The organism is Saccharopolyspora hirsuta, from assembly GCF_008630535.1.
Taxonomy (GTDB): Bacteria; Actinomycetota; Actinomycetes; order Mycobacteriales; family Pseudonocardiaceae; genus Saccharopolyspora; species Saccharopolyspora hirsuta.
Window position 1 is genome coordinate 293,316 of the sequence record NZ_VWPH01000006.1, and the last position, 14,248, is coordinate 307,563.

The following is a 14,248-nucleotide window of genomic DNA, read 5'->3' on the forward strand; positions in this document are numbered from 1 at the left end:
GATCATGACGGATTCCCCGACATCCGACAACGCTTGCGCCGCGTTCACCGACCATGCCGCCACCCGGATGGAAGGAGGCGCTGGTGACCGCCGCACCCCAGCCCACTGGTACGGAACTCCTCGCCCGCCTGGACCGGCTCCCGGTCGGCAGACCGCATCGCCGGTTGATGCTGCAGGGCGGGCTCGGCTACCTCTTCGAGTCCTACGACGCCGTGCTGCTCGGCTACGCGGCCTCGGCCGTGGTCGCCATCTGGTCGGTCGGCTCCGGCCTGGCCGGGTGGCTGCTGGCCTCGGTGTTCATCGGCTACCTGATCGGCGCGCTGGTCGCGGGCGTGCTGGCCGACCGGATCGGGCGGCGGCGCGTGCTGATGTACGCGCTGCTGGTCTACGTGGTGTTCACGGTCGTCGCGGCGACCGCGAACAGCCCGGGGGAGCTGATCCTCTGGCGGGTGCTCAGCGGGATCGGCATCGGCGCCGAGGCCACCATGATCGTGCCCTACATCTCGGAGTTCCTGCCCACCCGCAACCGGGGCCGCAACATCGGCAACACGATGCTGTTCCTCGGTTTCGGCTACGTGCTGGCCGGGCTGACCGCGGTCACCGTGATCAGCCCGAACCCGGAGCCGGGGTGGCGCATCGCGTGCCTCATCTGCGTCGCTCCCGTCCTGCTGCTGCTCTGGTGGCGCCGGGATCTGCTGGAGTCACCGCGCTTCCTGATCAGCCAGGGCCGCATCGAGGAAGCCGCCGCGATCGTCGAGCGCTTCGAGCGCGAAACCGCGGTCAACGGTCAGCTGCCACCGGTACCGGCGGCGACCGCACCGGCCCGCGAACCCGCGCCCCGGCGGAACGTGCTGCGGCAGTTCGCCGCGCTGTGGGGGCCGGGCCTCGCGGTGCGCACCGGAGTGGTGTGCGTGCTGTGGTTCGCCATCCAGGCCACGCACTACGGCTACGGGACCTGGCTGCCCACGCTCCTGGTGCTCAAGGGCTTCACGATCACCAAGAGCTTCTCGTTCGCGCTGGCCAGCGCCGTCGCGCAGATCCCCGGCTACTACCTGGCCGCCGCCATCAGCGAGCGCATCGACCGGAAGTGGACGATCGTGGCGTTCATGGGCGGCTCCATCGCCTGCGCGGCCGGGCTGGCCACCGCGGAGGACGAGGTGGCGATCTTCTGCTTCGTCGTCGCGCTCTCGTTCTTCATGAACGGCGTCGCCGGTCCGCTGTACGCCTACACCTCCGAGATCTACCCGACCGAGTCCCGGGCGACCGGGATGGGGCTGGCCAGCGCGACCGCGCGGGTCGGGGCGATCATGGCGCCGGTGGCGATCGGCTACCTGCACGACGACCTCGGGTTCGCCGGTGTTTTCGCGATGCTGTGCGGACTCCTGCTGGTCGGCGCCGTGGTGCTCGCGCTGCTGGGGCTGCGCACCGCGGGGCGGAGCTTGGAGGCCATGCACGCCGAACCGGCCGCCGCGAGGACTCGCGACGACCAGCCGGCGTGATCGGTCACTTCATCGGGTGGTTGGTGGCCAGCTCGGCGTAGAGCTGGGAGCCGCGCATCAGGGCGAGGTGCAACCGGGCCCAGCCCTTCGGCGGGGCGATCGGCGGGAGCTCCTCGGTCCTGGTGCGCGGCTCGACCGCGGTGGCTCCGGTGCGGTTTCCTTCCGACATCTTCTCCTCCTGAACGGTGGTGGGGACGGCAGTGGTTCGGGTGGTGGGCGAGCGGCGGGTCAGCAGCACGCCGACCAGCACGACCGCCATGCCCAGCAGGATTCGCAGGCCCAGCTCCTCGCCGAGCAGCCACCAGCCGAGCAGGACCGAGACGATCGGCATCAGGTAGGTCACCGTCGAGGCGGTGGTGGCGCCCTCGTCGCTGATGATCCGGTAGTTCAGCGCGAACGCGAGGCCGGTGCCGAAGATGCCCAGCACGGCGACCGAGACCAGCGCGAGCAGGCCCCAGTGCACCGGGCGCAGGCCGTCCAGCGGCAGCGCCACGACGGCGTACCCGGTGGCCGCGATCATCTGCATCGCGGCCAGCACCAGCGGCGGCAGACCGTGCTGGCCGGTCAGCTTCCGTCCGATGTAGACGTACGAGATCCCGTAGCTGACCGCCGCGCCGAGGCAGGCGAGCACTCCCCAGCTGAGCATGCCGGTGCCCTGCCACGGCGCGAAGATCAGCAGCACGCCGAGGAAGCCGAGCAGCAGCCCGCCGAGCCGGGCCGGGGGCGGTGCCTCGCGGGTGACCAGCACCCCGAACAGCACGGTCCACAGTGGAGTGGTCGCGTTCAGCACCCCGGTCAGCCCGGAGTCGACAGTCTGCTCGCCGATCCCGAACAGGACCCACGGCAGAGTGCTGCCGAACAGCGCGGCGACCGCGACGTGCCGCCAGACCGCGCGGTCGCGGCCGATCCGCAACCCGCGCACCGCGCACAGCGCCAGCAGCACCAGCGCGCCGAGCACGATGCGCGTCAGCGCGATCTGCGTGGGCGCGAGCGCCTCCAGGGCCAGCTTGATCAGCAGGAAGCTGGATCCCCACAGCAGCGCCAGAGCGCCGAGTCGGAAGTAGTTCGTCGGGTTGTTCATGGCCTCTCCGGTTTCGCGGATTCGCCGGGACGGTAGGTGGTGGTTGCTTCGGCGCTTGCCGAACCGTTCGCTCGCCCTCTACGTTCCGCCAGACCGCGCGTAAGGACAAGTGAAATAAAATCAACGAACGTTTCAGATCTGCTGTAGGATCGGGAGCATGTTGGACGTACGCCGCATGCAGGTCCTGCGCGCCGTGGTCACCAGCGGGTCGGTCAGCGCCGCCGCGACGAACCTCGGCTACACCCCGTCGGCGATCAGCCAGCAGCTGTCCACGCTCGAGCGGGAAGCGGGCGTGCCGCTGCTGGAGAAGGTCGGCCGCGGGCTCAAGCCGACCCCGGCCGGGATGCTGCTGGCGGAGCGGGCCGGGCAGATCTCCGAGCTGCTCAGCAGCGCGGAGGTCGAGCTGGCCGACATCCGCGCCGGGCGCACCGGTCTGCTCCGGGTGCGGTTCTTCCACACCGCCTCGGTGGGGCTGATCCCGGCCGCGGTCGCCAAGTTCCGCGCCGAGCACCCGGAGGTGCAGCTGGACCTGCAGATGCAGGAGGTGGGCCTGGTCGACGACCTGGCCGCTGGCGAGTCGGACGTGGCGATCGTGGTGGTCGGCAGCCGGGTGCCCGAGCGGCGCGGCGTGCGGTTCGTGCACCTCGGCGACGACCCGTACCGGGTGGTGCTGCCGAAGAACCACCCGATGGCCGAGCAGGACTGCATCGACCTGGCCCAGCTGGCCGCCGAGCCGTGGGTGAACAGTGCGGTGTCCAGCGACGACATCTGCGCCCAGCTGCTCCAGGAGGCCTACGCCAGCGCGGGTTTCAAGCCGAAGGTGGCGCTGGAGACCGACGGGAGCTACTCGGCGCAGGGCTTCGTCGCCGCCGAGCTGGGCGTGGCGCTGGTGCCGCGCCTGGGCCTCGACGTGGTGCACCCGGGAGTGGTGGTCCGGGCGGTCCGCCGACCGGAACCGGTCCGCCGCCTGTACGCAGCGGTCCGCGAAGCGGTCGCCGACCGCCCGGCCACCAAGTCCCTCCTCGCGACCCTCCACGAGGTCGCGAGCTGATCAGGTGCCCGCATGGTGGAGCTGCGCCATGCGGGCACCGTGTCGTGCCTGCTCTCTCAGCCGTCGAAGCGGTCGCTCTTCACAGCAGCGAGCCGATTTCGTGAGAAGTCTCTGCACTCACCACCGGGACGACGGCCGTGCGATCAGGGTCCTGGTTCCGTCGGTCGACCGCAGTCGTGGCCCGGCCGAGGGGTGGCGACGACTCCGATATCACCGCTGTCGGAGGGGTGGTGACGACTGCAATTTCGATTGAAATTGCATCACCCCAGGGCAACCACCTACCGCTTCGAACCCAAGACCAGCCCCGCACCCCACCGCACCAATCCTCACCAACCCGGCCCGGGTATCACCACCGATCCTCCGGTACTGCCGCCTTGCCGATGCAGGTGGCGAGCTGATCAGCGGCTGGCGGCTCGCCGGGCTGCGGTGGCGATGGCGAAGCCGAGAGCGGCCGCGGCCGCGATGGAGACCGGGACCGTGATCAGCATCCGGTCGAGGAGGTCCGCCCACGCCCACGGGACGAGCGGCCACAGCGTTCGCTGCATCTCGGTGCCGCCGATCAGGATCCCGGCGAGGACGCCGACGACCCCGACGGCCACCGCGGTCGCGAACGAGGTGCGGATGGCCAGCCAGAGGCTGAACGCGGTGAGCATCGCGCCGACCGCGGTGCCGGTGAGCGCGATTGAACCGGCGTCGGCCAGCGGCAGGCCAGCGACCAGGTAGACCGCGGCGCTGGCCACCGACACCGCTGCGGTGATGCCGATCGCGACACCGGTCAGCGCGAGGGCGGGTTTGGTGGTGCCGGTCGAGCGGGCGGCGGTGGCCCGCCAGCCGGGGGCGCAGGCGTACCAGGCGAGCAGACCCAACACGAGGGTGCCGATCGGCAGCACCACCAGGGTGAAGAGCTCGACGCTGCGGCCCGGATCGTGCCAGGTCAGCCACACCCCGATCAGTGCGACGGCCGCCGGGCACAGCCACCGCAGCGCGGTCCCGCGCAGGATCACCACCACCGCCGCCAGAACGCGGGGACGGCCGGGACGTTCCACCTCGGCGCTCGTCCAGCGAAGCTGCGGTTCGACCGGCTTCGACCGCGGGGCCCGGGTCGCCGTGCGGATTCGGGGCAGCAGCAGGAAGGGCACCGCCAACGCCGCGCCGAGCATTGTGGGTGGCCACGGCGAAGCAGCGGCGAGAGCGGCGCCGGGCTCCAGCGCGATGCCGTTGGCGTGCGTGCCGATCAGCGGCAGCACGCCCCGGACGAGCCAGGTGAACGGAAGTGCCGCCCAGGACGGCGATTCGGCGAGCACGACCCCGAGCACCGTCCACATCAGACCCGCGCCGAGCACCACCAGCCATCCCACGTGCAGGGACAGCCACAGCAGCAGCGACAGCACGCCGAGCTGGGACGCCCAGAGCACGACGATGATCGCGGCCGTGCGGCCCCACGGGATCGAGGTCGGATCGGACAGCGCGCCGATGACCAGCACCAGCGGGAGGACGGCGAGCGCGTTCAGCAGCAGCGAACGGGTGGCCAGGACGGTGAACCGGCTCAGCCGCCGGAAGCCCGGGCGCACCGGCCGGTACCAGGTGCCGCCACCCCGGGAGGCGTTCTCGACGCGCGCCGCGGTGGCCACGAGCAGCGCGGTGAGCATCGGCCCGGCGAACACCGCCCACAGGTTCTGGAAGCCGAGCGCACCGGACCAGGAGACCTCGGTCCCGGCCGCGAAGAACAGCGCGATGGCGACCAGGCCGAACGCCAGCCCGCTCAGCGGCAGGCGGGCCACGGCTCCGCGCCGCCAGACGGCGAACTCGGCGCGGAGGGTGCGGGGCAGCCCGATCGTCGTCATGCCCGCACCCCGCCGGTCAGCGCGAAGTAGGCGCGTTCCAGGTCGCCGTCCGGTGCGAACTCGGCGATGCCGCCCTGGTAGCGCAGCTGTCCCGCGGCGATCAACCCGATGTCGTCGGCGAGGGAGGCGACCTCGGAGAGCAGGTGGCTGGACAGCACGATGGTGCGCCCGGTTTCGGTGAAGCGGCGCAACATCGCGCGCAACGCCGCCGTTCCCTCGGGGTCGAGACCGTTCTGCGGTTCGTCCAGCACGAGCAGCTCCGGGTCGCCCAGCATCGCCATCGCCAGCGCCAGCCGCCCCTGCATCCCGACGGAGAAGCTCTTGGCCTTCTTGCGGCCGGAGCCGTGCAGGTCGACCGCGGCCAGCACCCGGTCGACCTCGGCCCCGGACACGCCGAGCAGGTGCGCGTGGACCATCAGGTTCTGCCGCGCGGACAGGTGCCCGTAGAAGCTGGGGCCGTTGATGCTCGCCCCGATGCGGGACAGGGCCTGGCGGCTCCACGGCCGTCCGAACAGCTGGATCTCGCCCGAGCTGGGCGGCAGCAGCCCGAGGACCATCTTGAGCGTGGTGGACTTGCCCGCGCCGTTCGGCCCGAGCAGGCCGTAGATCCGGCCCGGGCGCACGTGGAGGTCGACGGACTCCACCGCGGGGGTGCGGCCGAACGTCTTGGACAGCCCCGCGGTGCGGACCACGGGCACTTCGGCGTTGTGCATCAGCGGTTCTTCCTTTCTGCTACGACGTGTAGCAAGTCGAGGTGTGCGAATGCTGTTCGTCGGGGGCGATCAGCTCACAGCAGGACGATCACGAGTGCGATGGCCAGCCCGCCGGTCGCGCGGGCCAACCACAGCTGCGGAGCCGGGATCTCGCGCGGCGGCGCGGCCAGAGCGCGCGCCCGGTGCGCGAGTTCGCTGCGGTGGGCGGCGAACCCGCTGCTCGCCTCCGCCGGACTGCTGGCTACGTCGAGCTGGGCGAGCAGAGCCTTGGCCACGGCGCCAGCGCCCCGCGTCTCGCGCGCTCCTTGGTCCGCCCAGAGCTCGGCCGCGAGCCGCGCTTCGTCCAGCACCGCGCGCCATCCCGGGATCCACCACCACGCCCGCAGCGAGCAGGTGGCCACGAATATCCACAGTGGATGGCGAGCCTTCGCGTGCACGCGCTCGTGCGCGACGATCGCGGGCACGTGCGCGGCCGGCACCGCCGAGCCGAGGAGGATGCGCGGCCGCAGCAGTCCGACGGTGCACGCCATCTGGTCGGAGTGCACCAGCCACACCTCGCCGTTCCGCTCGGGCGCCAGCGCGGCGACACGTCGCGCGGTGCGGACCACCTGCACCGCTCCGATCGCGAACGACGCGGCCAGCGAGGCGAACGGCAGGACCCAGAGCGCGTGGAAGAGGTGCGCGGCCGCCGTGCCCACCACGTCCTGCCGGTCGACGTGGAAGACGTAGTTGGTGATCCCCCAGGCGTGCGGCGCCCGCCACGGCAGGTCCCGCGCGGGGCTGCCCGGCAGGTACGGCACCGACATCGCCAGCAGCGGTGTCACGGCGGTCAGCACGGCGAGGACGAACCGCTCGCGCGGCGGCAGGCGGCGGGTGACCGGTCTCGCCGCGCGCCACAGGGCGATCGTCGCCAGCGGGCCCCAGATCGTCACCACGATCTGCGGATATCCCAGCAGGCCGGTGCTCACCGCGGGTCGTCCTCGATCTCCGCCAGCAGCGCGCGCACCTGCGCGAGCTGGTCAGCGTCCTCGCGCACCGCTCGGACGAAGTTCGCCACCGCGAGGTCGCCGAACCCGTCCACCAGCTGCCGGACCTGCTCGGCCGCCACCGCCTGCTCGACCTCGGCGCGGGGCCGGGCGGGCCAGTACACGTACTGGCGGCCTTCCTTGCGCCGGGCCAGGAAGCCCTTGACGACGAGGCGCTCCATCACCGTCTTCACGGTGGTGTAGGCCTGGTCACCGCGCAGCCGCCGGACGCACTCGGCCACGTCCATCTCGCCGCCGCCCCAGAGCACCTCCAGGATGGCCAGCTCCAGCGGCCCGAAGTGAGCGGCCAGGCCGCGCCGCGACGTCGACATGCTACAGAGGATAGCAGTTCGGTCGGGTGAGCCCGGCCGCCTCGCGCGGACCGGCGTCAGTTCCGCTTGTCGGTGTTGATCAGCGGCTTGCCGTCCGGGGTGGTGGCCATGCCGAGGACGTGCTGCTCGACCAGCTTGTTGCCGTCCTTGGTGAACTGCAGCGTGACGATCACGTTCGAACCGGACCGCACCGGCTCGCCGATGATCTTCACGTCGTCGATGCTCTTCCAGAACGACTCGTAGCTGTCCTTGCCCTGCTCCTGCAGCTTCGGGCCGAGCAGCTTCCAGGCCTGGTCCAGCTTCTTGGGCACCAGCGAGTAGTACCGCTTCACCACCGACACGACCTCCTCCGGCGACGGCTGCTCCGCCGTGGTCGTCGCCGCGGTGGTGGTCGTGGTCGGCGGCGCGCTGGTCGTGGTGGCCGCGGCGGAGGTGGTGGGCGCCGCCGACGTGGGCGGAGCGACCTCGGACTGCGGGGCGGGCGGCTGCGACGGTTCCGGCTGGCCCTGCGAGGAGTTGTCCCCGAAGGCGTTCGCGGCGAGCACCCCCACGAGCACCGCGACCACGATCGCCACCACCCACAGCGCCGCCTGCTTGTAGTTGCGCCGCGGGGCGGCCTCGGCGGCCGGGACCGCGCCACCGACCATCGTCGGCGGGTTGGCCGCGGTCGGCGGCCCCACCCGGGTGCCCGCAGGCGGGGTGTGCGACGGGGCCGCCGCGGGCCGCTGCCAGCCCGCGCTCGGCGAGGCGTTCGGGATCGGGCGGCCGTCGAGCACCGCCTGCAGCAGGTCGCGGGCCTGCGCCATGGTCGGCCGGTCCACCGGGTCCGGCCGCAGCATCTGCATCAGCGCAGGTGTCATCGGCCCGGCCTGCCGCGGCGGGTCGAACTGCCCGCGCGCCACCCGGTGCAGCAGGCTGATCGCGTTCTCGTCGGTGCCGAACGGCGGACCGCCCTCGATCGCCGCGTACAGCGTCGAACCCAGCGAGAAGACGTCCGAGGCGGGCGCCGGATCGCGCCCGAGCGCCACCTCCGGCGCCAGGTACGCGGGGGTGCCCGCCAGGATGCCGCTCTTGGTGACCGCCACGTCCCCGATCGCCCGGGAGATGCCGAAGTCGGTGATCTTGGCGATGTCGTTGTCGCCGAGCAGGACGTTGCCCGGCTTCAGGTCGCGGTGCACGATGCCCGCCATGTGCGCGGCGGCCAGCGCCCCGGCCACCTGCACGCCGATCCGGGCCACCTGCAGCGGCGGCAGGACGCCCTGCTCGTCGATGACCGACGCCAGGCTCCGCGAGGGCAGGTACTCCATGACCAGCACCGGCTGGCCCTCGTCCTCCGCCACGTCGAACACCACGATCGCGTTCTGGTGCTGCAGGCGGGCGGCGATGCGGCCCTCGCGCATCGACCGCTGACGGGCTTCTTCGGTCTCCTCGGGGGTGTAGCCGGGCTGCAGCAACAGCTGCTTCACCGCGACCGTGCGGTGCAGACGCTCGTCGACGGCTTGCCACACCACTCCCATGGCGCCGCTGCCGATCTGCTGCTGCAAGCGGTACCGGCCTGCGATCAAACGACCTTCGGCGCTCACAGGTTCTCCTGGTACTGGCTCTGCTGCCTGAACTGCCTATTCCGATTGCGGACTGACCGGACCCCCGTGGCCAGCTTTCACCCAACGGTGTGCAACGTTACTGGGCACCTCGCACACCGGTACACACCGGGGCGACCAAGAGCACCGGCCGGGGCGCCCACCTCGCGGTGCGCGCCCCGGCCGGTGCTGATCGTCGCGATCTGCCTCAGTTGTTCGAACTCGAACCCGAACCAGATTCGGAGTCCGACGGCTGCGTGGTCGGCTCCTCCTGCGGTTCGGACGAGACCGTCGTCGGCTTCTGCGAGGAGGTCGGCCGCTGCGAGGACGTCGGCCGCTCCGAGGTCTCCGGGTCCTCCCGCGAGGTGGTCGGCCGGTGCTGCGTGGTCGGCGTCGGCTCCTCGCTGGTCGTCTCCGGCGGGGGCGGCAGCATCGGCGGGGCCTCGCTGGTCGGGATGTTCCCGGTGTTCTCCGGCTGCTGGTTGTTCATCAGCGCCGAGGTCACCAGCACCGCGATCACCGCGACCGCGACCAGCGCGATGCCCGAGATCACCACCGGCCGCTTGCTCTTGCGCGGCTTCTCGTAGATCGCCGCGTCACCGCGGGTGTCCGCGCCCATGTACGAGGTGGCGTCCTCGTACGGCCGCTCCGAGTACGGGTCGTCCTCGTAGTAGGCGACCGCGGTGCCCTCCTGGCCGACCACGCTGGTCGGCTGCTCCGGGCCGGGCTCCGGCGCCAGCGCGGGCGGGATCGGCGCGGCCACGGTCGGGATCGAGCTCGCCGACCCGCCGTCGGCCACCGCCTGCAGCATCTCCCGGACCTGCGCCATGTCCGGCCGGTCCTCGACGCGGTTGGCCATCATCGCCAGCAGCGGGTGGGTCATCGGCCCGGCCTGCTGCGGCGGCTCGACCTTGCCCGCGGCCACCGCGTGCAGCAGCGCGAGGGTGTTCTCGTTCAGGCCGAACGGCGGGTGGCCCTCGATCGCGGCGTACAGCGTCGCCCCGAGCGAGAACACGTCCGAGGCGGGCGTCGGCTCCTGGCCCATCGCCACGTCCGGCGACAGGTAGGCGGGCGTGCCCGCGAGCATCCCGGTCTTGGTGACCTGAACGTCGCCCTGCGCCCGCGAGATGCCGAAGTCGGTGATCTTCACGTCGCCGTTGTCGCCGAGCAGGATGTTGCCCGGCTTGATGTCGCGGTGCACCACGCCCGCCGCGTGCGCGGCGCCGAGCGCCGAGGCGACCTGAGCGCCGATCCGCGCCACCTCGCGCGGCGGCAGCGGCCCGTGCTCGGACATCATCGCCGCGAGGCTGGTGGAGGGCAGGTACTCCATGACCAGGACCGGCTGACCCTCGTCCTCAGCCACGTCGTAGACCGAGATGGCGTTCGGGTGCTGGAGTCGGGCCGCGATCCGGCCTTCCCGCATAGCCCGCTGCCGCGCTTCCTCGGCCTCACCCGGATCCAATCCGGGCTGCAGGAGCAACTGCTTGACCGCGACCGTGCGGTGCAGGCGTTCGTCCACACACTCCCACACCACGCCCATCGCGCCACTGCCGATGCGTCGCTGCACTCGGTAGCGTCCGGCGACCAGGCGACCTTCGTCGCTCACCGACGTCTCCCCGTACTGCTATCGATGCCCAGCGGGATCCGCGATCATCCGGGACACTGGGTCCCGGTGCGCGTGCCCCACCGGACATCGGCGGATTTGGCGGACCGGCTCCGGTCCTCCGACATGTACACGTTCTCAGCGCGGACCGGGTTGGCCGGATGGGCCGGTGACCGAACCGCGCTACGGGAGCCTAGCCGACGCCGTATCGGCGTAGGTCCGAACTGGAAAAGATCTGCGCAACCTTTCCCGACGTTACTCGCCGACGCCACGACGGTCGCCCGATCGGGTCCCTTCTCACAGCTGTTTGCGCAGGTGATGTTGGTCGTGGCGGGTCCGGCGCACCACCCGTCTGACGGACCGAACAGGTTGCTCCCGGCAACCAGATCAGGGCTGTCCGGTTCGCCCCGGTCCGCGCTGCGGGATTCCGGCGGGCACCGGTCGTTGCCGCATTGTTGTCTCCAGCGGAGCCGACGGGTGACTCAGCGCGACGTGGTGTGCTTGGCGCGCAGCAGCTCCACACCGGTGATCCGCGGGTTGGAGTCCGACTCGACGGTCAGCCGTTGGTGCAGGTCAACGCGGTCGCCCGTCGGGTACAGCACGGCCACCTCGGCCAGCACCGCGCCATCCGGCTCGACCCGCACCGCGGGGTCGACGTGCACCGACGCGGCCTCCCGCCACGCGCGCACCAGCGAGTTCTGCTGCCCGGCCACCAGCTCCGGGTCCACCAGCGCCATCGCTCCGGCGGCGTCCTCCGGCAGGCGGCGGTAGAACTCCTCGACCACGTCGCGCGCCGACTTGCCGCTGCCCGCCTCCGGGTTGGCGGTCATCAGCTGCGGGGCCTCCGGCCGCTCGACGGCGTCCTCCCCCGGCGCGGTCTCGGCGAAGCCGCCGTTGTCGGCGAACGGCCAGCGCGCGTCCCGCACCAGGTCCGGGCGGAGCGCGAGCCCGCCCTCGATCGGCGCGGCCGCGGCGGGGCGGGGCACGTCGGCGGGGTGCGCGACGATCGTCGAGGTGGCGGCCGCCGCGCCCAGCAACAGCAGCACCCCCATCACGCCGAAGGCGATCCGCCCGGCCAGCGGCGGGGCGCCCGAGGTGTCGTCGTCCGGCAGGAGTTCGGCGAGCCGCTCGTGCTTGATCGAGAGCGGGGTGCGGCGGATCAGCTCGGCGACGCTGATCGAGTCCGGGGCATGGTGATCGCGCCGACGGCCGGACGGGGGAGTCTCCACGCCGTGAAGACGTACCCCGGCGCACCCCCGCGCGGGAAGGGGTTCCGCCGAGTTCACCGGAAGGGGCGGAGCGCTGTCACCGAACGGAGCAGTGCCGAGCACCATCCGTGACCGTCAGGAGAGCCGCACGTCCGAGTTGATCAGCGGCTTCTCGCCCCGCGCGTAGCGCAGCTCGCGCCGCTGGGTCTGCACCGAGCCGTCCGGCGCGGTCATCCGCAGCGTGTGCACCGTGCTGGTCGGGGTGACGTAGACGTCGACGACCTCGACCGACTCGGCCCCGGAGTACCTGGCGGCGAAGGACTCGTAGCCCTCGTCGCGCAACCGCCCGGTGGTCAGCGCGTACGCCGAGCGCAGGTCACCGCGCGCGATCGCGGCGTAGTAGTCGTCGCTGCGCTGCTTCATCCCCTCCGTGTCGGTGAACGACAGCAGCTGCGGCATCTCGGTGGTGCGGGGGCGCGTGGTCGTCGTGGGCGGGGTCGGATCGGCCGTCCCGGTGCCCGGCGTCCCGGTGCCCTCGTCCGGCAGTCCGGGGACCGCGCTCGTGCCCGGGGCCGGAGCCGCTCCGCTGGTGGGGGCCACCGGCAGCACCGAGCCGGTCGGGCGCACCGCCTCCGGTCGCGTCGGATCGCCGGTGAGGAAGTACCGGTCCCGGTCCCCGTCCGACAGCAGCGGCGGGTACTCGCCACCGCGGGGCATCCCCGGCAGGTCCAGCCCCTCCACCTTCGTCGTGCTGCTCGCCAGCATCGAGGTGACCAGCACCAGCCCGCCCAGCGCCGCCGCCGACGAGGCGATCGCGAACCACGCCGCCTGCCGCCAGCTGCGCGGCGGGGTGACCGAGGCGGGCACCATGCCCAGGTCGAACTTGTGCAGGCCCCCGACCGGCGCGGTGTCCACCATCGGGTCGAGCGCGTGCGGGGTCGCGGCGCGGGGCGCCGGCGTCCAGCCGACCGCCGACCCGGTCTTGCGGTGCCGACCGCGCGTCGGGGTTTCCGGGGCCGGCGGCCAGTCAAGCTGGCCGCTCCAGCCGAGGGTTCTGCCGCTGTGCATCGGAGGTCTCGACTTCCTGCGACTCGCGGGGAGTCACGCCGTGTCGACTACGTGGAAGGCCTCGGCCAACCGGCCGGGCATGCCGTGCCGCTCGGCCGTTCGGGTCAGGTGCCGGCCGATCGTGCCCGGCAGGTCGGGGAGGTGCGCGGTCTGCGAGCGGTGCGCGGACAGCGCGGCGAGCTTGGCGTCGAAGTGGTCGGTGATGTCGACCGCGTGGTTGACCCGCTCCTCGGGGCACTCGGACAGCCACAGCTGGCCCACGGTCCACGGTTCGAGCCCGGCGTCGAGCAGCTCGGGGAAGGCGAAGGCGTTGCGGGCGTCCGGGTAGACGGCGGCCAGCGCGGCCTCGCCGACCGCGCGGTGGTCCGGGTGCGACACCGGCAGGTGCGCCCAGTTGATCTCCGGGGAGTGCGTGATCACCCGGTGCGGCCGGACCTCGCGGATCACCTTCGCGATGTCCCGGCGCAGCCCGAGGTCCGCGACGACCTGCCCGTCCTGGTAGCCGAGGAAGCGCACGTCGGTGACGCCGACGGCGGCTGCGGCGGCCCGCTGCTCGTCCTGCCGCAGGCGGGGAACGTCCTCGCGCGGGGTGTCGTCGAAACCGCCCGCATCACCCGAGGTGCAGATGCAGTAGGTGACCTCCGCGCCGGCGGCGACCCAGGATGCCACGGTGCCCGCGGAGCCGAAGTCGACGTCGTCGGGGTGCGCGGTGACCACGAGAGCGCGCTGGAACACCGCAGCCGTGCCCGACGGAGTGGTCATGGTCACAGCCTACGGTGCAGCCAGGTCAACTCCGGAGCGGGGTCGCCTATGTGCGCTGAGTGATCGGTGTGGGTCGTTCGGCGGGTTGAGTTCCCCCGAACGACCCAGCGATGAGTCGCCGATCAGTACTGGCCGTTGCGGAAACGGCTCTGCGAGGTCTGGAGCGCCTTGAGCGAGCCGAGCCCGCCGCCCGCGCCCAGGATCATCGCGAAGATGTCCGCGCCGACCCCGCCGCCCGCGGCGATCAGGAACGCCAGCAGCGTCACGCCCAGGCCGACCCCGGCGATGGGGAACCGCTTCTTGGCGAAGTCGGCGGCGGGCTGACCGCCGGCCCGCTTCTTCGCGGCGGAGCTCAGCATCGCGAGATAGCCCGCGTGCCCGGCGGCGGCGAGCACGGCGGCGAGTGTCACGAGGAAGGCCACTAGAGCAACCATGAGCACAGTCTGCCTTGTCCCGGTGCTGCCCGGTATGGGTGATATCCC

At 72.1% G+C, this 14,248-nt stretch carries 13 protein-coding genes; 2 read left to right on the plus strand and 11 right to left on the minus strand.

From position 1 onward, the window contains the following. Positions 1–83 precede the first annotated feature (83 nt). On the plus strand, positions 84–1,499 hold the full coding sequence (locus F1721_RS14705) for an MFS transporter (protein WP_170301485.1): 1,416 nt from the start codon (positions 84–86) through the stop codon (positions 1,497–1,499). Positions 1,500–1,503: 4 nt separating this feature from the next. On the opposite strand, the gene F1721_RS14710 is transcribed toward F1721_RS14705, so the two are convergent. Further along, the gene (locus F1721_RS14710; RefSeq protein ID WP_150067215.1) at positions 1,504–2,580 is read right to left on the minus strand and encodes a DMT family transporter; all 1,077 of its coding nucleotides are present in this window, start codon (positions 2,578–2,580) and stop codon (positions 1,504–1,506) included. A 157-nt stretch (positions 2,581–2,737) separates the two neighbouring features. Here F1721_RS14710 and F1721_RS14715 point away from each other — a divergent pair, with 157 nt between their 5' ends. Further along, positions 2,738–3,631: a LysR family transcriptional regulator gene (locus F1721_RS14715; protein ID WP_150067216.1), complete on the plus strand. Its 894-nt coding sequence runs from the start codon at positions 2,738–2,740 to the stop codon at positions 3,629–3,631. 398 nt (positions 3,632–4,029) lie between these two features. Here the strand turns inward: F1721_RS14715 and F1721_RS14720 are convergent, their stop codons facing one another. From F1721_RS14720 to F1721_RS14765, 10 genes are all read right to left on the minus strand, one after another. Continuing rightward, on the minus strand, positions 4,030–5,475 hold the full coding sequence (locus F1721_RS14720) for an ABC-2 family transporter permease (RefSeq protein WP_150067217.1): 1,446 nt from the start codon (positions 5,473–5,475) through the stop codon (positions 4,030–4,032). After that, the gene (locus tag F1721_RS14725) at positions 5,472–6,188 is read right to left on the minus strand and encodes an ABC transporter ATP-binding protein (protein WP_150067218.1); all 717 of its coding nucleotides are present in this window, start codon (positions 6,186–6,188) and stop codon (positions 5,472–5,474) included. Before F1721_RS14725 ends, F1721_RS14720 begins: the two co-directional genes overlap by 4 nt. A 74-nt stretch (positions 6,189–6,262) precedes the next feature. Next, on the minus strand, positions 6,263–7,156 hold the full coding sequence (locus tag F1721_RS14730; protein WP_150067219.1) for a M48 family metalloprotease: 894 nt from the start codon (positions 7,154–7,156) through the stop codon (positions 6,263–6,265). Continuing rightward, positions 7,153–7,545, minus strand: coding sequence for a BlaI/MecI/CopY family transcriptional regulator (locus tag F1721_RS14735; RefSeq protein ID WP_150067220.1), 393 nt, complete (start codon positions 7,543–7,545; stop codon positions 7,153–7,155). Before F1721_RS14735 ends, F1721_RS14730 begins: the two co-directional genes overlap by 4 nt. Positions 7,546–7,601: 56 nt before the next feature. Continuing rightward, a complete protein-coding gene (locus F1721_RS14740) occupies positions 7,602–9,128 on the minus strand; it encodes a serine/threonine-protein kinase (protein WP_150067221.1) in 1,527 nt (508 codons plus the stop codon). A 205-nt stretch (positions 9,129–9,333) separates the two neighbouring features. Beyond that, a complete protein-coding gene (locus F1721_RS14745; RefSeq protein WP_150067222.1) occupies positions 9,334–10,731 on the minus strand; it encodes a serine/threonine-protein kinase in 1,398 nt (465 codons plus the stop codon). A 479-nt stretch (positions 10,732–11,210) separates the two neighbouring features. Next, positions 11,211–11,957 carry a hypothetical protein gene (locus F1721_RS14750; RefSeq protein ID WP_150067223.1) on the minus strand — a complete coding sequence of 249 codons (747 nt, stop codon included), beginning with the start codon at positions 11,955–11,957 and terminating at the stop codon, positions 11,211–11,213. Between the two features lie 114 nt (positions 11,958–12,071). Continuing rightward, entirely contained in the window at positions 12,072–13,004 is a 933-nt protein-coding gene (locus F1721_RS14755; protein ID WP_150067224.1) for a hypothetical protein, read from the minus strand. Positions 13,005–13,037: 33 nt separating this feature from the next. Further along, a complete protein-coding gene (locus F1721_RS14760) occupies positions 13,038–13,766 on the minus strand; it encodes a PIG-L deacetylase family protein (protein ID WP_150067225.1) in 729 nt (242 codons plus the stop codon). 122 nt (positions 13,767–13,888) lie between these two features. Further along, positions 13,889–14,200, minus strand: a complete 312-nt coding sequence (locus tag F1721_RS14765; protein WP_150067226.1) for a hypothetical protein — start codon at positions 14,198–14,200, stop codon at positions 13,889–13,891. Between the last annotated feature and the right edge of the window lie 48 nt (positions 14,201–14,248).

Bases quoted from the DNA above. Each gene is read 5' to 3' on its own strand.
- F1721_RS14725 (WP_150067218.1), bottom strand. From the start codon at position 6,188: ATGCACAACGCCGAAGTGCCCGTGGTCCGCACCGCGGGGCTGTCCAAG.
- F1721_RS14720 (WP_150067217.1), bottom strand. From the start codon at position 5,475: ATGACGACGATCGGGCTGCCCCGCACCCTCCGCGCCGAGTTCGCCGTC.
- F1721_RS14760 (WP_150067225.1), bottom strand. From the start codon at position 13,766: ATGACCACTCCGTCGGGCACGGCTGCGGTGTTCCAGCGCGCTCTCGTG.
- F1721_RS14710 (WP_150067215.1), bottom strand. From the start codon at position 2,580: ATGAACAACCCGACGAACTACTTCCGACTCGGCGCTCTGGCGCTGCTG.
- F1721_RS14755 (WP_150067224.1), bottom strand. From the start codon at position 13,004: ATGCACAGCGGCAGAACCCTCGGCTGGAGCGGCCAGCTTGACTGGCCG.
- F1721_RS14765 (WP_150067226.1), bottom strand. From the start codon at position 14,200: ATGGTTGCTCTAGTGGCCTTCCTCGTGACACTCGCCGCCGTGCTCGCC.
- F1721_RS14735 (WP_150067220.1), bottom strand. From the start codon at position 7,545: ATGTCGACGTCGCGGCGCGGCCTGGCCGCTCACTTCGGGCCGCTGGAG.
- F1721_RS14715 (WP_150067216.1), top strand. From the start codon at position 2,738: ATGTTGGACGTACGCCGCATGCAGGTCCTGCGCGCCGTGGTCACCAGC.